This is a genomic window from Cupriavidus sp. SK-4 (assembly GCF_000611125.1).
Taxonomy (GTDB): Bacteria; Pseudomonadota; Gammaproteobacteria; order Burkholderiales; family Burkholderiaceae; genus Cupriavidus; species Cupriavidus necator.
The window spans coordinates 120,067-140,027 of the sequence record NZ_JFJW01000057.1 but is presented as its reverse complement, the minus strand read 5'-3'; the positions used below and the strand labels follow the sequence as shown (position 1 = coordinate 140,027).

At 64.9% G+C, this 19,961-nt stretch carries 18 protein-coding genes; 10 read left to right on the top strand and 8 right to left on the bottom strand.

What is annotated here, in order from left to right:
* Positions 1-75 precede the first annotated feature (75 nt).
* On the bottom strand, positions 76-975 hold the full coding sequence (locus CF68_RS11895; protein ID WP_051591508.1) for a hypothetical protein: 900 nt from the start codon (positions 973-975) through the stop codon (positions 76-78).
* 266 nt (positions 976-1,241) lie between these two features.
* On the opposite strand from CF68_RS11895, the gene CF68_RS11890 reads away from it, so the two are divergent.
* Together CF68_RS11890 and CF68_RS11885 are read left to right on the top strand one after the other, a co-directional pair.
* Positions 1,242-2,366 carry a nitronate monooxygenase family protein gene (locus tag CF68_RS11890; protein ID WP_035818819.1) on the top strand — a complete coding sequence of 375 codons (1,125 nt, stop codon included), beginning with the start codon at positions 1,242-1,244 and terminating at the stop codon, positions 2,364-2,366.
* 82 nt (positions 2,367-2,448) lie between these two features.
* Positions 2,449-3,045 (top strand): DJ-1/PfpI family protein, encoded by a 597-nt coding sequence (locus CF68_RS11885; protein WP_035818817.1) that lies wholly within the window; start codon positions 2,449-2,451, stop codon positions 3,043-3,045.
* Between the two features lie 32 nt (positions 3,046-3,077).
* Here CF68_RS11885 and CF68_RS11880 read toward each other — a convergent pair whose 3' ends face one another.
* Positions 3,078-3,722, bottom strand: coding sequence for a response regulator transcription factor (locus CF68_RS11880; protein WP_084187193.1), 645 nt, complete (start codon positions 3,720-3,722; stop codon positions 3,078-3,080).
* A 43-nt stretch (positions 3,723-3,765) separates the two neighbouring features.
* On the bottom strand, positions 3,766-4,704 hold the full coding sequence (locus tag CF68_RS11875; RefSeq protein WP_051591502.1) for a S1C family serine protease: 939 nt from the start codon (positions 4,702-4,704) through the stop codon (positions 3,766-3,768).
* 443 nt (positions 4,705-5,147) lie between these two features.
* On the opposite strand from CF68_RS11875, the gene CF68_RS11870 reads away from it, so the two are divergent.
* Positions 5,148-5,780 (top strand): malonic semialdehyde reductase, encoded by a 633-nt coding sequence (locus CF68_RS11870; protein WP_035818811.1) that lies wholly within the window; start codon positions 5,148-5,150, stop codon positions 5,778-5,780.
* 12 nt (positions 5,781-5,792) lie between these two features.
* Here CF68_RS11870 and CF68_RS11865 read toward each other — a convergent pair whose 3' ends face one another.
* Positions 5,793-7,172 (bottom strand): FAD-containing oxidoreductase, encoded by a 1,380-nt coding sequence (locus CF68_RS11865; protein WP_035818809.1) that lies wholly within the window; start codon positions 7,170-7,172, stop codon positions 5,793-5,795.
* Positions 7,173-7,240: 68 nt separating this feature from the next.
* Positions 7,241-8,158 (bottom strand): LysR family transcriptional regulator, encoded by a 918-nt coding sequence (locus CF68_RS11860; protein ID WP_035818807.1) that lies wholly within the window; start codon positions 8,156-8,158, stop codon positions 7,241-7,243.
* Between the two features lie 113 nt (positions 8,159-8,271).
* On the opposite strand from CF68_RS11860, the gene CF68_RS11855 reads away from it, so the two are divergent.
* Together CF68_RS11855 and CF68_RS11850 are read left to right on the top strand one after the other, a co-directional pair.
* Positions 8,272-9,021 (top strand): SDR family oxidoreductase, encoded by a 750-nt coding sequence (locus CF68_RS11855; protein ID WP_035818805.1) that lies wholly within the window; start codon positions 8,272-8,274, stop codon positions 9,019-9,021.
* A gap of 72 nt (positions 9,022-9,093) precedes the next feature.
* Positions 9,094-9,417 carry a putative quinol monooxygenase gene (locus CF68_RS11850; protein WP_035818803.1) on the top strand — a complete coding sequence of 108 codons (324 nt, stop codon included), beginning with the start codon at positions 9,094-9,096 and terminating at the stop codon, positions 9,415-9,417.
* A 12-nt stretch (positions 9,418-9,429) separates the two neighbouring features.
* On the opposite strand, the gene CF68_RS11845 is transcribed toward CF68_RS11850, so the two are convergent.
* Positions 9,430-10,875, bottom strand: a complete 1,446-nt coding sequence (locus CF68_RS11845) for an efflux transporter outer membrane subunit (RefSeq protein WP_035818800.1) — start codon at positions 10,873-10,875, stop codon at positions 9,430-9,432.
* 94 nt (positions 10,876-10,969) lie between these two features.
* On the opposite strand from CF68_RS11845, the gene CF68_RS11840 reads away from it, so the two are divergent.
* From CF68_RS11840 to CF68_RS11830, 3 genes are all read left to right on the top strand, one after another.
* On the top strand, positions 10,970-11,587 hold the full coding sequence (locus tag CF68_RS11840; protein ID WP_035818798.1) for a TetR/AcrR family transcriptional regulator: 618 nt from the start codon (positions 10,970-10,972) through the stop codon (positions 11,585-11,587).
* 93 nt (positions 11,588-11,680) lie between these two features.
* The gene (locus CF68_RS11835; protein ID WP_035818796.1) at positions 11,681-12,805 is read left to right on the top strand and encodes an efflux RND transporter periplasmic adaptor subunit; all 1,125 of its coding nucleotides are present in this window, start codon (positions 11,681-11,683) and stop codon (positions 12,803-12,805) included.
* A complete protein-coding gene (locus CF68_RS11830; RefSeq protein ID WP_035818794.1) occupies positions 12,802-15,921 on the top strand; it encodes an efflux RND transporter permease subunit in 3,120 nt (1,039 codons plus the stop codon). The genes CF68_RS11835 and CF68_RS11830 overlap by 4 nt, the downstream gene beginning before the upstream one ends.
* A gap of 87 nt (positions 15,922-16,008) precedes the next feature.
* On the opposite strand, the gene CF68_RS11825 is transcribed toward CF68_RS11830, so the two are convergent.
* Positions 16,009-16,974, bottom strand: coding sequence for an XdhC family protein (locus CF68_RS11825; RefSeq protein ID WP_235205745.1), 966 nt, complete (start codon positions 16,972-16,974; stop codon positions 16,009-16,011).
* Positions 16,975-17,131: 157 nt separating this feature from the next.
* Positions 17,132-18,499: an MFS transporter gene (locus tag CF68_RS11820; RefSeq protein WP_035818792.1), complete on the bottom strand. Its 1,368-nt coding sequence runs from the start codon at positions 18,497-18,499 to the stop codon at positions 17,132-17,134.
* A 428-nt stretch (positions 18,500-18,927) separates the two neighbouring features.
* On the opposite strand from CF68_RS11820, the gene CF68_RS11815 reads away from it, so the two are divergent.
* Entirely contained in the window at positions 18,928-19,479 is a 552-nt protein-coding gene (locus CF68_RS11815) for a TetR/AcrR family transcriptional regulator (RefSeq protein ID WP_035818789.1), read from the top strand.
* 33 nt (positions 19,480-19,512) lie between these two features.
* Positions 19,513-19,959: a helix-turn-helix domain-containing protein gene (locus CF68_RS11810; RefSeq protein ID WP_051591501.1), complete on the top strand. Its 447-nt coding sequence runs from the start codon at positions 19,513-19,515 to the stop codon at positions 19,957-19,959.
* Positions 19,960-19,961 lie beyond the last annotated feature (2 nt).

Sequence of the window (19,961 nt, the reverse complement as noted above, 5' to 3'; positions counted from 1 at the left end):
CTGCGCGCCGGGCCCCGATGGCCACTGCCTGCTCAAGATGCGGAGCCATGCATTGTCGGTAACGCGCCAGTGTCCTCACTTCACGGCAAGCGTAAACGGCAGCAGCAGCGCATTCACAAGCAGCAAGCCATAGACGACCACCACGGCCGCGGGGATGGCGAAACGCGTCCGATCCTGTGCGCGCGCGGCACGGCGCGTCCACAGGAAACCCGTGCCCATCACGACCAGTCCGGAAACCAGGCTCTCCACGGCAAGTGCTGCCGGATAGGACTTGGCCGGGGTGCTGTTCTTGTTCTCGGCAATGGGAGGAGTTGTGCCTTGCCAGACCGGCAGCGTTTCGACAGCGGGAGCCGCCGGCCGTACTGGTTCTACGGGTTCCGCTCCGGCCGACATGGCAAGCGGCTCTGCCGGCGGCGGCTCTTCTTGCACGCGCTGCGTCGGCTCAGGGATCTGCGTTGAGGCCTGTGGGGCCGGTGCGGAAGCCGCCGCAGGCGGCTGTGGCGCCTCCTGGCTGGCCGGGGTCGACCTGGCCGTTGCAGCTTGATTCGCAGCGTCGGACCGGCCCGGCGCGATTCGCATCGAATCCCGCTCCCGCCAGAATTTGGCAAACATGCTTTCCAGGCAGCGTACCGAGTCGCAGGCATCGCGCCGGCTGCGCCACGCCGCGATGTCCGAGTCCACGATCCTGCCCTTGCGCAGCATCCTCTGCTGCTCGGCGTAGATGCGCTCGTAGCGCTCTGACAGCCTGGACGAATCGCAGATCAGGTGCCGCGGACGCACCCGCGGACCGGCCTCGTCCGTCGCAAGGTTGCATCTCACCCCGGAGCCATCCGGGTTGTTGCAGCGGACGGGGGTTTCGCGCGCAGTTGGTTTGCAGACGATGTCAGAGGCCCACGCGCCGCTTGCGGCAAGAAGGCCCGCTGCTATGCCCACGGAAACAATCGTGACCAGGCGCCCTGTGATCGTCTTCATCATGATCCCCATTGAAGCGGCCCCAAGGCTTCCAAGCTAGTCGATAGTTGCCGGGTATCCCAAGCATGCAATGCGGGGCGCGTGCGGTAAGCCACCTTGCCCCGCACCGACAGGTCCGGATGCGTCGCGCGATGAACAATGCATTGCGAATGCCGCAGCAACTTCTCACGCCGCGAGATTTCGTGGCATTCTCGATACCCTCCGATACAGCCTCGCCTTCGATAATTTCCCGAGCGGAATCCTGCACTTCAAAAGAGAAAGAGACTCTCATGGACACTTCCAGGCCTTCCAGCCACCGCGGCAACCTTCTTTCGATCCTGCGCATTTCCACGCCCATCATCCAGGCGCCCATGGCCGGTGTCAGCACAGCGGCCATGGCTGCAGCCGTGTCAGAGGCCGGCGGGCTGGGCTCGCTTGGTGTCGGGGCAATGGACGCCGAAGCCGCACGCAAGACCATCCGCGAGACCAGAGCGCTGACCGGGAAACCATTCAACGTCAACCTGTTCTGCCACGCCCCCGCCAAGGCCGATGAGGTCCGCGAGCAGGCCTGGCTCAGCTACCTTGCCGCCCAGTTTGCCGAGCACGGCGCGACCACCCCCGCCAGCTTGCGCGAGATCTACAAGAGTTTCGTGGCCGACGACGCCATGTACCAGATGCTGCTGGAAGAAAAGCCAGCGGTTGTGAGCTTTCATTTTGGCCTTCCCGCCCAGCAGAAAATTGACGCGCTGCGCGGGGCCGGCGTTGTGCTGCTGGCCAGTGCAACGTCCCTGCATGAGGCCCGCCAGATAGAGGCCGCCGGCGTGGACGCCATCGTCGCGCAAGGCATTGAAGCCGGGGGACACCGCGGCGCCTTCGACACCGATGGATACGACGAAGGCCTCGGCACGCTGGCTCTGGTGCGTCTTCTGGTGCTGGGCACGAAGCTACCGGTGATTGCCTCGGGCGGCATCATGGACGGGGCAGGCATTGCCGCGGTGCTGGCTCTCGGGGCGCAAGCCGCCCAGCTTGGCACGGCATTCGTCGCCTGCCCGGAGTCATCTGCCGATGCCGCCTATCGCGCGGCGCTGACCGCACCCCAACCGCGCCCGACCACGCTCACCCGCGCCATATCGGGCCGCGCGGCCAGGGGCTTCACCAACCGGCTCACGGCACTCGGCATCGCCGCCGACGCACCTCCGGTGCCGGACTACCCGATCGCATATGACGCGGGAAAGGCGCTTCACGCCGCGGCCAAGGCCACGGGCAGCGCGGAGTACGCAGCGCAGTGGGCCGGGCAGGCAGCGCCTCTGGCCAGGTCCCTGCCGGCCGCGGAGCTGGTTGCGCAACTCAGGTCGGAGCTCAGGGAAGCGATCCTGCGAATGGCTACGTTTGCGGACCCGCAGGACGCAGCCTGAGCGTATCTATAACAATTATTTGAATGTACTGATTGTCGGCTCTACGATGGCGCAACCCAACGTCTCCACTCACGAGGCCCCCATGCACATCGCCATCCTGACCTTCGAAGGTTTCAACGAACTCGACTCGCTGGTCGCGCTCGCCATCCTCAACCGGGTCAGGCGGCCCGGCTGGCGGGTTTCGATCGCCAGTCCGGCGGCCAAGGTGCGTTCGCTGAATGGTGTGGTGATGGAGGCGCAAGCATCGCTGCAGGACGCATGCGACGCGGACGCTGTGCTGGTGGGTAGCGGGATCCGAACCCGGGACGTCGTCGCCGATGCCGCGCTGATGTCGCAACTCCGCTTCGACCCGGCGCGCCAGTTGTTGGGCGCGCAATGCTCGGGCACGCTCATACTCGCCAAACTGGGCTTGGTGAACGACGTTCCGGCCTGTACGGACCTGATCTCCAAGCCATGGGTAGTGGAGGCCGGCGTGGCTGTGCTCGATCAGCCGTTTGTCGCCAAGGGAAACGTTGCAACCGCCGGCGGGTGCCTGGCGTCGCAGTACCTGGCCGCCTGGTTCATCGCCCGCCTGGAAGGCGTCGAGGCTGCACGCAGCGCGATCGACTATGTGGCGCCAGTGGGCGAGAAGGAGGCCTACGTGACGCGCGCGATGGCGAACATTGCGCCGTTCCTCTGATGCGCTGGTGATGTGACTCCGGGCTGAGCCTCCTACACCATGATGAGGCCGTGCCGCATGCCCTGCAATACAGCCTCGGTACGGCTGCTTGCGCCGAGCTTGCCGAAAATGGTGGAGAGGTGGAACTTCACCGTGTTGTCCGATATGTCGAGTTGGCGCGCGATTTCCTTGTTGCCAAGCCCTTCGGCGAGCATGGCCAGCACTTCAAGCTCACGTGGGGTGAGCGTTTCGGTCAGAGCCGCGGATGCCGTCTGGCGAGGTGCCCTGCGCTGCGCCAGCAGCCTGGCGAGGATCTCCGGGGACAGCACGCAAAGTCCCGCGGCCACAGCTTCGATCGCGGCGATGATTTCGCCGGGCGTCGCGTCGCGCGGCAGCAGTGCCGTGGCGCTGGCTCCCAGTGCCTCATGGGCCCAGTCGCTGTCCGTCTCGTCGGTGAGCAGGACCAGCGCCGGCGCTGCGGGATCGCGGCCCGCCTCCGGCGCCGGCAGGTCACCGGCCTGCGGCTCAAGTTCGACCACGACCACATCCGGCACGTCCCCGGCAAAGCGGTCGGCGATCCCTGCGGCGTCGGCCGCGCAGCCTGCGAAATCCAGCGCCGGCGCCGCCTCGACAAGCGCCTGCAGGCTTGCGCGCGCCTGCGGCGAGGCGGCGACCACGGCGACCCTGACCGGGCTCATCGGTGTCATCCTGGCATCCGGCATGCGACGGCTTGCATGAATCTCAGCCGCACGACTTCCGTTGCTGGCGTTCGCCCACCGTGACCGAGCACTCGCTGCGCTCGCCACCCCGGATCAGCCCGATCTTCAGCAACTGCCCGATGCGGTCGCCGCCCAGCGCGGCATGGACGTCGTCCATGTCTTGGCATGGGTTGCCATCCAGTTCGACCAGCACATCCCCGATCAGCACCCCGGCTTGCTCCGCGGGCCCGCCCGCCGCAAGCGATACCACCAGCAACCCGCGCCCGGACGCCAGATTCAGCTTCGTCACCCAAGACTCCGACAGGTTCACCGGCTGCGTGCCCACGCCGAGGTAACCGTGCGAGACACGTCCTTTGCTCAGCAGTTCGCCGCTCACGCGCGCCACGGTCGCAGCCGGAATCAGGATGCCGGCGCCAGACGCGAGCGCCGATGTGCACAGGCCCATGACCCGCCTCTGCATATCCGCCAGGGCCGCTCCGGAGAATCCGGGGCGCAGGCCGCCGTCCAGCCGCACGAAGGCGTCGAACTGCCCGCCTCGCCAGGTACGCCATGGACCGCCGGCAGTGCCGACAACGCCGAAGTCCGCGCTGGTGCCAAGCCGGTCCACTCGCGCCACCGCGAGCACCAGGTGGCCTGCCTTCAGGGAGCGCGCATCACCGGTCTCGACCGGGTTCGACGCCACGCCATCGAGCCTCAGTACGGCCAGGTCGGTGCCAGGGTCCCGTCCCGCCAGGACGGCCGCCACGGTACGGCCATCGGCCAGGGTGACTTCAATGCCGTCTTCCTGCCTGAGCGTATGCGCGGCCGTGACCACCACGCCGGGTTGCCAGATGACTCCACTGGAGGGAAAGCGATGCCGCCCGTGCACCGCGACGACACTCTGGCCGACGCGCTCGGCAATGGCTGCCAGATTGGCGGAAAGATCCTGCAAGGGATTTCCGCTGGGGGTTGGGGTTTCCATGGTGATGACTCCTGCCATTTGCTACGTGAACCGATGCGTCGCGCGCCCGGCCAGCTTGAGGAAGCCAGGCAGGCAAGCGCAGACGAGTGGTTTCACAATGACAGGCGCGCGGCGTATGTGTTTGTACGAGCTTTTGTCTTCTCGCCCATTGCTCCCCCATTTTTCGTGGCACAGGTGCACCAGGTGTTCGCCAGGATCGCCCCGAGCCCCAGGGCCGGCAATCGTCACTTCGACCGGATCACTGCGCGTTTCGCCCGGCGTGCCAAAGCGGCTTTTCGGATACCTGAGCCCCTGCCCGCGCGGCACATGCCAATGGCGCGGACAAGCCCTGCGGATCCATGCGAAAGCCGGCGGTGCGGCGGCGAGCGGCGCTGCCTATGCTAGACGGAAGCGGCGGCCCGGCCGGGCGGCCGCGTGGTCCCATTTCGTTTCAGGAGATAACCATGAACAAGCGCTTGAGTGAAGAAGGCATGGATCTGCTCTTTCGCGAGGCTCGCACGCACAGCGCATGGCTAAACCAGCCCGTGAGCGACGAAACCCTGCGGCAGCTCTATGACTTGATGAAATGGGCGCCGACCAGCGCCAACTGCTCTCCCGCGCGTATTCTGTTCCTGCGTACCCCTGAGGCCAAGCAGCGCCTGTTGCCCGCGCTGGCGCCGGGCAATGTCGAGAAAACCATGGCTGCTCCGGTCACAGCCATCATCGCCTATGACATCAAGTTCTACGAACTTCTGCCCAAGCTGTTTCCGCATGCGGATGCACGCTCGTGGTTCGCCGAAACCCCTGAGCTTGCGCTGACTACCGCGAGGCGAAACAGCTCCCTGCAGGGCGCTTACTTCATGATTGCCGCCCGCTCGCTGGGGCTCGACTGCGGGCCGATGTCCGGCTTCGACAATGCCAAGGTCGATCACGAGTTCTTTCCCGCGGCCCCGAAGGAGAATACCTTCCAGCTCGAATACTTCCCGGACAGTCATGTGAAATCGAACTTCCTGTGCAATCTCGGCTATGGCGACCCTGCCAAGCTGTTTCCGCGCAGCCCCCGCCTGGAATTCGACGAGGCGTGCAAACTGCTCTGAAGGACGCAGTACCTAGGCCTGTAGCCGCAGCTCCTGCAGCAGCGTCGGTACCAGCTCTGACACCGTGGGATGGATGTGCATCGCGCGGCTGATGATGGTATAGGGGGCCTTGGCATACATGATGTCGAGCAGTGAGTGAATAACCTCGTCGCCGGTCACGCCGAGGATCGCGGCACCCAGGATCATGCGGGTATCGGCGTCGACCACGACCTTCATGAAGCCCTGGCTCTCGCCCTTCTCCACGGCTCGCCCGACGCGGCTCATGGGGCGGGAGCCGACCAGCAGCCTGCGTCCGGATTGCCGGGCTTCTGCTTCGGTCATGCCGGCGCGGCCGAGCGGAGGGTCGATGAACATGGCATAGGCTGCAATGCGGTCCGTCAGCTTGCGGGGATCGTTGTCGAGAAGGTTGGCAGCGACGATCTCATAGTCGTTGTATGAGGTATGCGTGAACGCACCGCGGCCATTGCAATCGCCAAGCGCCCAGATGCCAGGGACGTTGGTGCGCAACTGTTCGTCTACCTGGATATAACCGCGAGCGTCGGTCTCGACCCCGGCCTGGTCCAGCCCCAGGTCCTCCGTGTTGGGCACGCGCCCCACCGCCAGCAGCAGGTGCGAGCCGTGGACATCGCGCGCCCCATCCGAACAATCCAGCCCGACCGCAATGTGATCGCCTTCCCTGCGTGCGCTCAGGCAGTTGGCATTGAGCCGGATTTCGATCCCCTCGGCTTCCAGGATCTCCCGCACTGCCTGCGATACATCCTCGTCTTCGCGCTGGATCAGGCGCGGGCCTTTTTCGACAACGGTCACCCTGGCCCCAAAACGCCGAAACATCTGGCCAAACTCGAGGCCCACGTAGCTGCCGCCGATGACGATCAGGTGCTCCGGCAGGAAATCCACCTCCATCATGCCCGAGTTGGTGAGGTACGGCACCTGGTCCAGCCCGGGCATGGGCGGAACCAGGGCCCGGCCACCGACGTTCACGAAAATCCGGTCGGCTTCCAGCAGTTCGCCGTTGACCCGCACACCATGCGCGCTTTCGAAGCGGGCGTGACCCTGATAGACCGTGCCGTTCTCCAAGCCGCGCATCCACTGTTCCACACCATTGCTGGAACGGCCGGAGATCTCGTCCTTGCGTGCCTTCACTTGCTTCATGTCGACGGCGACCGGCCCGCCGATGGTCACACCGTACTCGCCAGCCCGCCGCGCCAGTTGCGCCGCGTACGCGCTTGCGATGAGGGTCTTGGTGGGAATGCAGCCGGTGTTCACGCAGGTGCCGCCAAAGCGCGCGCGCTCGATGATGGCCGTTTTCATGCCCGCGCCGGCCAGCCGCGCGGCGAGTGCGGGGCCGGCTTGGCCGGTGCCGATGATGATCGCGTCGAATCCTTGAGCCATCACGATTCTCCTTGCCTGGTACCGCAAAGCCACAAGCTACTTTAGGTGGTAGGACGCTGCCCTGCCAGCTACGCGTAGGCGTCGACGCCCCGCACCAGCAGCCTGGCCAGCCGAGGCCGTCGCAACTGCTCCAGCCACCATTGCAGCGCGCGGCCTTCGTGATCGCCGCGCCAGCCCACGTAGAGCAGGTTGGGCTCGCGCGGGTCGGCGGTGCGCTTCTCTATCAGTTCGCCGCGCTGCAGCAGCGAGCCGACCCGGTGCCTGGGCAGCCAGCCGATCCCCAGGCCATCGCGCTGCGCCAGGGTCTTGGCTCGCATGCTCGGCACGGCCAGCAAGCGCTGTCCGCCCACCATGCCATAAGCGCGGCCGCCCGTGAGGCGTGATGAATCGGCCACCACCACTGCACGATGGCGGGCGATCTCCTCGCGCGTCAGTGGTTCGCGCGCGGCCGCCAGCGGATGCCGGGGCGAGACCGCAAACACCCATTCGATCACGCCCAGCTCGAACCACCCCAGGTTAGGGATGGCGGGCGGCTCGTTGGTGGCACCGATGACCAGGTCGGCACGGCCGTCCCGCAGCGCTTCCCAGGTGCCGGCCAGCACCTCGTGCGTGACGCGCAGCGCCACGCCGGATTCCAGCGCGTCGAACGCGTGCATGACGGGCATCAGCGACTCGAATTCCATCAGCTCGTCGGTCACGATCCACAACCGGTCTTCCCACCCGTTGGCGACCTGCCGCACGCGCTGTGTGATGCGCGAGACATCCTGCGCAAGCCGCGCGGCTTCTTCTGTGAGCAATTCGCCGGCACGCGTCAGCTGCAGGCGGTAGCGGCGGCGGTCGAACAGAAGTGCGTCGAAGCGCTGCTCCAGCTGCCGCGCGGCGTGCGACACCGTGGACGGCGCCTTGCCCAGCCTGGCCGCCGCGCGCGACAAGCTGCCGGCCTCGCGGATGGCCTCCAGCAGGGCCAATTCGTCTTCCGACAACATGTGCAATTCCTTCGAACGTGTTCGTCGGACCGATCGTATGGCAAAGCGGAGGCCAGCGTCCATACTGCACTCACGCGATTGTTCAAGTTCAACTTTTCCAACTGGAGGACATCATGAATCGCTTCGAAGGCAAGACCGTTCTGGTCACTGGCGGCAACAGCGGCATCGGCCTGGCGGCTGCCCAGGCATTCGCCCAGGAAGGGGCCCGCGTGGTCATTACCGGCCGCGACGCAGCGGCACTGGAGACCGCCCGCGCCACGCTCGGCAACGAGGCCGTCGCCATCCGCAACGAAACCGGCACCGTGCAGGCCTCGCGCGACCTGGCTCGCCAACTGAACGACGCCGGCATCCGCCTGGACGCCGTCTTCATCAACGCCGGCATTGCCAAATTTGCCGCCGTTGCCGATGTGGACGAGGCACTGTGGGACGCCACCTTCAACGCCAACGTGAAGGGCGCGTACTTCCAGATCCAGGCGCTGCTGCCGCTGCTGAACCCGGGCACGTCGATCGTGCTGAACGGCTCGATCAATGCGCGCCTCGGCATGCCGATGTCTTCCGTGTATGCCGCCAGCAAGGCAGCACTGATCTCGCTGGCCAAGACTCTGTCGGGTGAGCTGCTCAGCTCAGGCATCCGGGTAAATGTGGTCAGCCCCGGGCCGGTGACGACGCCACTGTACGGCAAGCTGGGCCTGGATGCCGCCACCCTGTCGGCCACTGCCGCGCAGATCCAGAGCCAGATCCCTCTGGGCCGCTTCGGCCAGCCGGCGGAGATTGCGTCGACGGTGCTGCATCTGTCGGCGCCGGAATCGGCCTTCATCGTCGGCACGGAAATCATCACCGACGGTGGCATGAGCCAGCTGTAAGTCAATGCCTTTGCGGGCCGCGGCATGAGCGCGGTCAGCGCATGAGATGGCCCATCCTGCCTGAGCAGCACCATGAACCAATCCATTGCCTTTATCGTCCATCTGCCGGGCAAGCCCGAGCGGCGCGCCGAGCTCGAGTCGAAACTGCTTTATGTCCTCGACCAGATGTCGAAGGAGCCAGACTTTATCAACACGTACCTGCACCGCTCGCTCGAAGATCCTGACACCCTTGTTCTCTATGAGAACTGGGCCTGCACCGAGCAGCATTTCAGGGACCACCACCTGAAAGCGTCCTACCGGCGCGAATACGAGGCGGTGCTGGCCGATCTGCTGAAAGCACCACGCACGCTGGAGTTTCTAACGCCAGTGCGCGACTACCAGAAAGCCGGCAACTAAAGCGGTATTGCCCTATAGGGTAGCTGCCGGTTCCCACCCCCCGCCGAGCGCCTTGAATGCCGCCACGGCGGCGCGGGCTGATTCGGTCTGTGCCTGTGCTCTGGCGTCGGACGTCCGCAGAAGACTCTCGTCAGCATGCAAGACCTCAATCAAGCGGACCACGCCTTTCTGGTAGGCGGCAAGCGATGCATTGCGCGCCTGGGTCAGCGAGGTCTCGCCTTGTGCCAACGTGCCTGCCTGATCTTCACGCTTGATCAGCGCGGAGAAGGCATTTTCGACGTCTTCGGTCGCGCGCAGCACAGCCTGACGGTATGCCGCCAGCGCTTCTGCCTCCTGCCCTCGGGCCAGTTCGATCTGTGCATTGATGCGGCCGAAGTCAAACAGACGCCAGCGCAGGCCCAGCACGCCTGCTGCCTGGCTTGCTCCCGCGGAAAAGAGGTTCCCGCTGGCTACGGTTGTGGCGCTGCCCAACAGGGCACTGAGCGAGAATTTTGGGTAGTACTCCGCAATGGCTACGCCGATTCGTGCGTTCGCCGCCGCCAGCCGGCGCTCCGCGACGATGAGGTCGGGCCTGCGTCGCAGCAGATCCGCCGGCGAGCCCGTTCCGGCGAGCCGCGGTGCGGCGGGAATCGTTTCAGGGCCGGCCAGTTCGGCGCGATACGTGCCGGGCGGAACACCAAGCATTACGTCCAGCGCATTCAACGCTGCATCGAGGCCTGTCTCCAGCACCGGGACGGTAGCGCGGACCTGAGCGAGCGCGCCTTCGGCCTGTCGTACCTCCAGTTCGGCTGCAAGCCCTTTGCTGTAAAGCAGGCTCACCGTCGAGAGCAGCTTCTGCTGGGTCTCCACTTGCTGCCTGGCGATGGCAATGCGGGACTGCAGTCCGCGCACGGTGATATAGAGATCTGCAGTTTGCGCGGCCACAGCGAGACGCGTCGCGGTCGCGCCCGCAGTCGATGCCTGGTACTCCGCCAGGGCGGCTTCCCGCCCACGGCGCAGCCCGCCGAATACGTCCAGTTCCCAGGTCGCGCCGAGATTGGCCTCGTAGCTGTTGCCATACCTGTCAAAGCCAGGCGTGGCATCGAGCAGCTTCCCAAGGGGCGTCTCGATCGACTGATAGTTTCTGGCCGCCTGCGCACTGGCGCTGCCCGAAGGAAGCAAGGCCGCATTGGCCACGCCGAGCCCCGCGCGTGCCTGGGTGACGCGCGCCGACGCTTGCGCCAGGTCCAGGTTCTGATCCAATGCCAAGGACACCAGCCGGGTCAGCAGCGGATCGCCGAATCCTTCCCACCACGTGACGAGCTCGGCAGCGGATGACGCATGCCTTTGTTCGACGCCGGACTGGCCCAGGTAGCGGTCGGGGAGCGGGGCGTCCGGTTGTCTGTAGTCGGGGCCGACGGCGCAACCCGTCGATACGCCGACACTCAGCAGCAGGGCAAGAAAGCGATGGGTAAGCATGGTATCACCGAATCCAGGGCGAACAGGAATGTGTGACTATATTATAAAATGGTCACTGGTTGTCAACCGCCATCTGGAGCGTTAAGCTCGCTGCATGACCGAAACCACACCCACCACCCTGCCCTCCCGAGGGCCTGCCGACCACAATGTCCGCTCCCAGATCGTGGAGGCGGCCACCGAGCACTTCAGCCTGTACGGCTACGAGAAGACGACGGTTTCCGACCTGGCCAAGGCGATCGGCTTTTCCAAGGCTTACATCTACAAGTTCTTCGATTCCAAGCAGGCGATCGGGGAAGTGATCTGCGCGAACTGCCTGTGCGCCATCACGGACGAGGTCGATGCAGCCATTGCCGACGTCCCGACCGCGTCGGAACGTCTGCGACGCCTGTTCAAGGCCCTGGTGGAGGCCAGCGCCCGTCTTTTCTTCCAGGACCGCAAACTTTACGCCATTGCTTCGGCGGCAGCCCAGGAGCGGTGGCAGCCTGTTCTCACCTATGAGGACCACATCAGGCAAGTGGTCATGCGGATTGTTCTGGAAGGTCGCAAGTCCGGGGAGTTCGAGCGCAAGACACCACTGGACGAGACTGCCAACGGCATCTATCTCGTCATGCGCCCTTACATCGATCCGCTGCTGCTACAGCACAACCTCGATCTTGCCGCGGAAGCCCACGTCCAGCTTTCCGGCCTGATACTGCGCAGCCTTGCTCCTTAAGGCGCACATCGCAAGCGCATTTTTTATTGTGACCATTGACTAAATTGGTCACAAGAACAATAATCCAGGTCCAGTCTCGCTTGAGAGGACCTTATGCTTCAGCGCCGATTTGCCTCATCCGCCGCCGCGTGCGTGTTGCCACTCGTATTAGCCGCCTGCGGCGATACAGCGCCCCCCGATCCGCGCAGCCAGCCGCCGCTGGTCAGAATCGGGACCGTTCAGGACCCGGCCGCCGCGACACGTTCATTCACGGGAATCGTTGCCGCCCGGGTCCAGGGAGATCTGGGCTTTCGTGTCTCCGGCAAAGTGCTGGAGCGGCTGGTGGACACCGGCCAGACCGTCAAGCGCGGCCAGCCGCTCATGCGCATCGACCCGAACGACCTGAAGCTGGCGGCGCACGCACAGCAGGAGGCAGTCGTCGCCGCGCGGGCACGGGCCAGGCAAACCGCGGAGGATGAGGCCCGGTATCGCGACCTGGTCGGGTCCGGCGCCGTATCGGCGTCGTCCTATGACCAGATCAAGGCCGCGGCGGAGTCGGCCAGGGCACAGCTCAACGCAGCGGAAGCCCAGGCCGATGTGGCACGCAATGCAACCGGCTACGCGGTTTTGCTCGCTGACGCCGACGGCGTAGTCGTGGAGACGCTGGCCGATGCCGGACAAGTCGTCAACGCCGGCCAGGTCGTGGTACGCGTGGCGCATGCCGGCCGCCGCGAAGCCATCGTCCACCTGCCGGAAACCCTCCGGCCCCCGGTGGGTTCAGCAAGCCAGGCGACGCTATACGGCAATGACACCTTGACCGTACCGGCGAAACTCCGGCAGCTTTCCGACTCGGCGGACCGGCTGACCCGCACCTACGAAGCCAGGTACGTGCTCGAAGGCGCGCTGGCCGAGGCCCCGCTCGGCGCCACCGTTACCCTCCAGATTCCGGAAATCCGCCCATCGAAGCAAGCCGATCTGCAGGTACCGATCGGTGCCCTCTTCGACCCGGGCAAAGGTCCTGGCGTGTGGGTGCTGGACGAAAAACTCAACCGCGTCGCCTGGCGCCCGGTGAAGGTCCGCGGTCTGGATGACGACGCCGCGCGGGTCGCGGGTGAACTCAGGGTCGGGGACCGGATCGTTGCCCTCGGCGCCCATCTTCTGCACGAAGGCGAGCAGGTTCGCATCGCAGCAAACGGAAGCGGGGCCAACCCGATTCCTGGTCGTGGAGTGCAGCAATGAGTGGGTTCAATCTTTCGGCACTCGCTGTCCGTGAACGGTCCGTCACGCTGTTCCTGATCATCCTGGTGTCGCTGGCCGGCGTTATCGCCTTCTTCCAGCTGGGCCGGGCCGAAGATCCCGCCTTCACGGTGAAAACCATGACCGTCATCACGGCCTGGCCGGGGGCGACGGCGCAGGAAATGCAGGACCAGGTGGTGGAAAGACTGGAGAAGCGCATGCAGGAACTGCGCTGGTATGACCGCACGGAAACCTACACGCGGCCTGGCCTGGCGTTCACCACAGTGACCCTGCTCGATAGCACACCGCCTTCGGAGGTCCAGGAAGAGTTCTATCAGGCGCGCAAGAAACTCAGGGACGAGTCGGGTAGCCTGCCTGCCGGCGTGATCGGCCCGGTCGTCAACGACGAGTATTCGGACGTGACCTTCGCCCTGTTTGCGTTGAAGGCAAAAGGCGAGCCACAGCGGGTGCTGGTACGCGACGCCGAAACGCTGCGGCAGCGCCTGTTGCACGTCGCGGGCGTGAAGAAGGTGAACATCATCGGGGAACAGTCCGAACGCATCTTCGTTTCCTTTTCCCATGATCGACTGGCCACGCTGGGTATCTCGCCACAGGACATCTTCGCCGCCCTGAACAGCCAGAACGCCCTCACGGCGGCCGGCTCGATCGACACCTCGGGTCCCCAGGTTTTCATTCGCCTCGACGGCGCCTTCGACAAACTGCAGAAGATCCGGGACACGCCAGTGGTGGCGCAGGGCCGGACCCTCAAGCTTTCGGATGTCGCCACGGTTGAACGCGGCTACGAGGATCCGGCGACCTTCCAGATCCGCAACAACGGCGAACCCGCACTGCTGCTGGGCATCGTCATGCGCGACGGCTGGAACGGCCTGGACCTGGGCAAGGCGCTGGATACGGAAGTGTCTGCAATCAATGAAGCGTTGCCGCTGGGCATGAGCCTGACCAAAGTGACCGACCAGTCCGTCAACATCAGCGCATCGGTCGATGAGTTCATGGTCAAGTTCTTTGTCGCCCTGCTCGTGGTGCTGGCGGTGTGTTTCCTGAGCATGGGCTGGCGCGTCGGCATCGTCGTGGCAGCGGCTGTGCCGCTGACGCTGGCCGCAGTGTTCGTCGTCATGGCGGCCACCGGCAAGAACTTTGACCGCATCACCCTTGGCGCGCTGATCCTTGCGCTGGGCCTGCTGGTGGACGACGCCATCATCGCGATCGAGATGATGGTGGTCAAGATGGAGGAAGGCTACAGCCGCGTTGCCGCCTCCGCCTACGCCTGGAGCCACACCGCCGCGCCGATGCTGTCCGGCACGCTGGTGACGGCGGTGGGCTTCATGCCCAACGGCTTTGCCCGTTCCACGGCCGGCGAATACACCAGCAACATGTTCTGGATCGTGGGCATTGCACTGGTCGTGTCCTGGATCGTCGCCGTCGCCTTCACGCCTTATCTGGGCGTCAAGATGCTGCCTGAGATCGGCAAGGCCGAAGGCGGCCACGATGCCATCTACGGCAGCTTGAACTACAACCGCTTCCGACGTGTGCTAGGGCGCGTGATCCAGCGCAAATGGATCGTGGCTGCGGTCGTGGTTGGCAGCTTCGTGGTGTCCGTGCTGGGCATGGGCATGGTGAAAAAGCAGTTCTTCCCGACTTCCGACCGCCCCGAGGTGCTGGTCGAAGTCCAGATGCCTTATGGCACTTCCATCGCCCAGACCAGCGCGGCCACGTCCAAGGTGGAAGCGTGGCTCGCCAGGCAGGCAGAGGCGAAGATCGTGACGGCCTACATCGGCCAGGGCGCGCCCCGCTTCTACCTCGCCATGTCGCCCGAGCTGCCGGATCCCTCGTTCGCCAAGCTCGTGGTGCTGACCAGTAGCCAGGACGAACGCGAGGCGCTGAAGCTCAGGCTGCGCCAGGCGATCGCCGACGGACTGGCGCCGGAGGCCCGCGTGCGCGTCAATCAACTGGTATTCGGCCCTTACTCGCCCTTCCCTGTGGCATTCCGCGTCGCCGGGCCGGACCCGGACAAGCTGCGTGCCATTGCGGCGGACGTGCGCCGGGTGATGGACACCAGTCCGCTGATGAGAACCGTCAATACCGACTGGGGACCGCGCGCGCCCGCCTTGCACTTTACGCTGCAGCAGGATCGGCTGCAGGCCGTCGGCCTGACTTCCAGCGGCGTCGCCCAGCAATTGCAGCTCCTCCTCAACGGCTTGCCGGTCACCGAAGTCCGCGAGGACATTCGCTCGGTGCAGGTCCTTGCACGCGCCGCGGGAGACATACGCCTGGACCCGGAGAAGATTTCCGGCTTCACGTTGACCGGTGCGGCAGGACAGCGCATTCCGCTGTCGCAGGTAGGCACCGTCGATGTCCGCATGGAAGACCCGATCCTGCGCCGGCGCGACCGAACGCCCACCATTACGGTGCGCGGCGACATCGCCGAGGGGCTGCAGCCACCCGATGTGTCCGCAGCGGTGCTGCAGCAACTGCAACCGATCATCGCCAGGCTGCCGGCCGGCTACCGCATCGAGCAGGCAGGCGCCACCGAGGAATCCGACAAGGCCACCAAGGCCCTGCTGCCGCTGTTCCCGATCATGCTTGCCCTGACCTTGCTGATCATCATCCTGCAAGTGCGTTCGATCTCAGCCATGGTCATGGTGCTCGCCACCAGCCCGCTGGGACTGATCGGCGTAGTCCCGACCTTGCTGCTGTTCCAGCAGCCATTCGGCATCAACGCCCTGGTCGGCCTGATCGCACTGTCCGGCATCCTGATGCGCAACACCCTGATCCTGATCGGGCAGATCGACCAGAACAAGCGCGCGGGACTGGCGCCGTTCGACGCTGTCGTCGAAGCCACGGTGCAACGGGCGCGGCCGGTGATCCTGACCGCGCTGGCGGCAATCCTGGCCTTTATACCGCTGACGCATTCAGTGTTCTGGGGGACGCTGGCTTATACGCTGATCGGCGGAACCTTCGCCGGCACGGTGCTGACCCTGGTGTTCCTGCCAGCGATGTATGCCATCTGGTACCGGATCAGGATGCCTGCCGATGCGAGCCAGATGAAGCCCGCGGATCTGAACGACAGCGGCGCGAACACGCCCGCGGCCACCACTTGATCCGACAGGCCGCGGCCTGTTGGTGACGACAAAAAGCAGTGTGGGCGCTAGCGCGCCCACAACTGCATGCGAGGCGCCGGGGCGCCGTTATGCATTGACCATCGCGCATGCACCGCTGGTATCTGCCGGCACCTCCCGTGCGGACTTGGCCCGTTCGACCCCCAGGTCAACGGGCAAGCGGACGTGGTTCCGCGCTGCCACCACCTCGGCAAGGATCGAAATGGCGATTTCCGGCGGCGTACGGCTGCCGATATAGATGCCGGCCGGGCCATGCATACGGGCCAGTTGCTGGCTGGTCAGGTCGAATTCCTTCAGGCGTTCGCGCCGCGCCTGGTTGTTGCGGCGCGAACCCAGCGCACCGACGTAGAAGGCCCGGGTGCGCAGCGCCTCCATCAACGCCAGGTCGTCGAGCTTGGGGTCGTGTGTCAGCGCAACCACCGCACTGCGTTCGTCCAAGTTCATCTCCACCACCGTGTCGTCCGGCATGGTGCGCACCATGGTAATGCCCGGAACGCCCCAGGTCTCGGTATATTCTTCGCGCGGATCGCACACCGTCACGTCGAAGCCGAGCCCGACGGCGATCTCACAGAGATACTTCGAAAGCTGCCCGGCGCCAATCACCAGCATGCGATAGCGTGGCCCATGGATGGTTGACAGCGACTTGCCGTCAAAGGTCAGGCCGTCAGCGGCAGCGGCCGGCCCGAGCGTCGCGATGCCGGTGGCCATATCGAGCGTACGTGTCACCAGTTTGCCGCCCTCCACCGCCTGCAGCAGTTCGCGCAATCCGCTCGCCGCAGATACCGGCTCCGCCACCAGTTCGATGGTGCCGCCACAGGGTAAGCCAAACCGGTGTGCTTCCTCGGCGCTAACGCCGTACCGGATCACATCGGGACTACGGTAGCCAATGCCTTCGCGGCGGGTTCGGTCAATGATGTCGTCCTCGATGCAGCCGCCCGAAACCGAACCCACTACCAGGCCATCGCCGCGCACGGCCAGCATCGCGCCGGCCGGCCGTGGCGACGAACCCCAGGTATGGACGACCGTCACCAACAGGCAACGGTGTCCTTACTCGTTCCAGCGGACACTGCTTCTCAAGACTTCGAGATCCACGCTTTCCATGATTCTTCCTGCCGTCCAGCCTGCGTCCGCTGCCCCGGGTCAAGCGTAGCGGGCTGAGGTTCCAGTCAACAGTCCGGGGCCAGGCGCCAGATCACGCTTCGCTGGCAACGGTTGCCTGCTCCGACGGCTTCGCCGCGCCCGCCCTTCCCTTCGCGGCGACCGCGATGGCCGCAAGCAAGGATGGCACGGCGAGGATGCTGAGGATCGAGCTCATGCCCAGGCCAAGCTGCAGCAGCGTGCCACCGGAAACGGCTCCGAGGACGCCACCGAAACGCCCGATGCCAAGCATCCAGCCTACCCCGCAGGCACGGCCCTGGGTCGGATAGAACGAAGCCGCCAGCGCGGGCATGGATACCAGGCCGGCCCCCATGAACAGCCCGGCGATCGGCGTCAGCAGCACCAGGTATGCGCCACTGGTTGCGTGTCCCATCGCCAGCGTGAATACGGCGGTGAAGAAATAGGCGAAGCCGATGACGCGATGGGGATTGATGCGATCCATCAGCCAGCCGCAAGCCATCGCGCCCAGCGTGCCGCCCAGCGGGAACAGCGCAGCGATCAGAGAGGCCTCGGCCAGGGTCGCACCGGTTTCCCTGACAAGCGTCGGCATCCAGCTGGTCACCAGGTAGAAGACCAGTACACCCATGAAATAGGTAGTCCAGAGCATGAACGTTCCCATCCGATACTTTTGCGACAGGATGAGCCCGAGCGGCGAGCGCAACTTGTCGGCCTGATCATCCGGCAAGGTGAACCGCGACGCATGGACTTCCGCGGAACCTGCCAGCCGTCTCAACACCGCCTTGATCTTCTCCGCCGGCCAATCGCGCAGCACCATGAACCGGATCGATTCCGGCAGTGCAAGCACCATGACGGCAAGGACCAAGGGAACGATTCCGCCGACAATGAAGACGCTGCGCCACCCGAACTCGGGAATGATGACCGCGGCCAGGAAGCCACCGCCCGCTGCGCCCAGCGTAAAGCCGCAAAACATGCTGTTCACCAGGAAGGCCCGACGCCTGGCGGGGGCATACTCGGCCAGCAGCGTGGTCGCGTTGGGAATCGCGGCACCAAGCCCCATGCCCGTCAGGAAACGCCAGCCGGACAGCTCCACGGCGGATACAGCGGACGCAGTGGCGAGGCTGAACAGGCCAAAGGCCGCCACCGATACGATGAGCACAGGCTTGCGGCCGAACCGGTCCGCACAGGGTCCGGCGACCAGCGCGCCGAGTGCAAGGCCAACCAGCGAAGCGCTCAGCAAATTGCCCAGTACCAGCTTCGAAACGCCCCACTCCGTGGTCAACGATGGCGCCACATAGCCGATCGCGGCCGTGTCGAAGCCATCCGCGGCCACCACCAGAAAGCAAACGATGAGGAGCATCCATTGATAGGGCGAGAATCTCTGGTTGTCGATGAATGCCTGGACATCCACGGTCCCCGGCGAGCTGGATTGCTGTGGTTTCATGCGCTTTGTCTCCGTTATCTGAGCACGTGGCTCCATGTCATTGATGGTGTTCTCTGCTCGTGAGCCTTTCGCGCCGCCCCGCATTCCCCTCCCTCCTTTCAAGGCAGCGCTTATGAAATGATGGTCGTCATATCAAATGACGAACGGCCGCAGTGGCCGTGACGCTCCCATGCCGCTCCCAGTCAGCCGTTTGCAACACCCGCCTATGTATCCAGCGTCTACATGCTAGTCAGGCGAACCGGCATGGTCAAGGAGGAACACGCTGTTGCTGCCTTGGTGCTATCCCTAGTGAATCGCGTGGCGCGCGTCCATTGGCCCCCACATGTAACGACGCGGCCAACAACCTGCGGCACGCACCCGATGCAATGATGATCGTAATGTTATATATTGCAGAGACACACTCGCCCTACTCTTCCTGTCACCTGATCATGCGCTACTCGCTCGACCAAAAGGCTGAAACCCACAAGCACATCGTCAAGGCTGCCTCGACGCAGTTCCGCAAGCACGGTGTCAACGGCATCGGCGTAGCCCAGCTGATGAAGAGCGCCGGCCTGACCCATGGAGGGTTTTACGCGCACTTCGAGTCCAAGGACGCCCTGGTTGCCGAGGCCATCGACGCAGCCTTCGACCAGACCATGGAACTCCTCCAAGAGGCGACGTCGGTGGCATCACCCAGGCAGCGCAGGCAAGCCGTGGTGCAGGCGTATGTGAACAAAAGGCACCGCGACCATCCCGGATCAGGTTGCGCCATCGCGGCGCTCGGTGCCGATGTGTCGCGCCTGGACACCAAGACGCGGCGGCGTTTCGAGGCGCGCGTCACATCGCTCATCGAAGCCATTGCCGGGGGCGATGATGAGACAGCACGCAAGGACGCCATTGTCACGCTGGCGGCAATGGTCGGCGGCATGGTGCTGGCGCGCTCCGTGCGCTCGGAAGCGCTATCCACCGAGATTCTGGACGCACTCCAGACCTCCCTGTAGTGCGGCCGCCCTTGCACCAGCGCCGGAGCCGATATGAGCCAATCCCGCTTCCTCAAGATGCCATGCCCGGTTGCACATGCCTCGGCGTTGTTGGGCGAGCGCTGGGTCATCCTGATCCTGCGTGAAGCGTATTACGGCGCGACGCGGTTCGAGGAGTTCGAGCGCCGGCTCGGCATTGCTTCCAACATCCTGAGCGCCAGGCTTCAGGCAATGACAGAGCATGGTCTGCTGATACGCGGGCCGATCGAGGGCAGCACACGCTGCGCCTACGTCCTGAGCGACAGCGCACGCGATTTCCTGCCGACCTACCTGAGCCTCAAGGCGTGGGCGGAGCGATGGGTGGCGGAGCCGAAGCGGCGCGCCAAGCTTTTCGTGGACAAGCACACGGGAAACGAGATCGTGGCGCCACCATTGACGCGCCCCGATGGATCGCCGATCGCCTTCGAAGACGTCCAGGTCATCGACGCCCAGGTGCGGTAGCT

Bases quoted from the DNA above. Each gene is read 5' to 3' on its own strand.
- CF68_RS11895 (WP_051591508.1), bottom strand. From the start codon at position 975: ATGATGAAGACGATCACAGGGCGCCTGGTCACGATTGTTTCCGTGGGC.
- CF68_RS11890 (WP_035818819.1), top strand. From the start codon at position 1,242: ATGGACACTTCCAGGCCTTCCAGCCACCGCGGCAACCTTCTTTCGATC.
- CF68_RS11885 (WP_035818817.1), top strand. From the start codon at position 2,449: ATGCACATCGCCATCCTGACCTTCGAAGGTTTCAACGAACTCGACTCG.
- CF68_RS11880 (WP_084187193.1), bottom strand. From the start codon at position 3,722: ATGAGCCCGGTCAGGGTCGCCGTGGTCGCCGCCTCGCCGCAGGCGCGC.
- CF68_RS11875 (WP_051591502.1), bottom strand. From the start codon at position 4,704: ATGGAAACCCCAACCCCCAGCGGAAATCCCTTGCAGGATCTTTCCGCC.
- CF68_RS11870 (WP_035818811.1), top strand. From the start codon at position 5,148: ATGAACAAGCGCTTGAGTGAAGAAGGCATGGATCTGCTCTTTCGCGAG.
- CF68_RS11865 (WP_035818809.1), bottom strand. From the start codon at position 7,172: ATGGCTCAAGGATTCGACGCGATCATCATCGGCACCGGCCAAGCCGGC.
- CF68_RS11860 (WP_035818807.1), bottom strand. From the start codon at position 8,158: ATGTTGTCGGAAGACGAATTGGCCCTGCTGGAGGCCATCCGCGAGGCC.
- CF68_RS11855 (WP_035818805.1), top strand. From the start codon at position 8,272: ATGAATCGCTTCGAAGGCAAGACCGTTCTGGTCACTGGCGGCAACAGC.
- CF68_RS11850 (WP_035818803.1), top strand. From the start codon at position 9,094: ATGAACCAATCCATTGCCTTTATCGTCCATCTGCCGGGCAAGCCCGAG.
- CF68_RS11845 (WP_035818800.1), bottom strand. From the start codon at position 10,875: ATGCTTACCCATCGCTTTCTTGCCCTGCTGCTGAGTGTCGGCGTATCG.
- CF68_RS11840 (WP_035818798.1), top strand. From the start codon at position 10,970: ATGACCGAAACCACACCCACCACCCTGCCCTCCCGAGGGCCTGCCGAC.
- CF68_RS11835 (WP_035818796.1), top strand. From the start codon at position 11,681: ATGCTTCAGCGCCGATTTGCCTCATCCGCCGCCGCGTGCGTGTTGCCA.
- CF68_RS11830 (WP_035818794.1), top strand. From the start codon at position 12,802: ATGAGTGGGTTCAATCTTTCGGCACTCGCTGTCCGTGAACGGTCCGTC.
- CF68_RS11820 (WP_035818792.1), bottom strand. From the start codon at position 18,499: ATGAAACCACAGCAATCCAGCTCGCCGGGGACCGTGGATGTCCAGGCA.
- CF68_RS11815 (WP_035818789.1), top strand. From the start codon at position 18,928: ATGCGCTACTCGCTCGACCAAAAGGCTGAAACCCACAAGCACATCGTC.
- CF68_RS11810 (WP_051591501.1), top strand. From the start codon at position 19,513: ATGAGCCAATCCCGCTTCCTCAAGATGCCATGCCCGGTTGCACATGCC.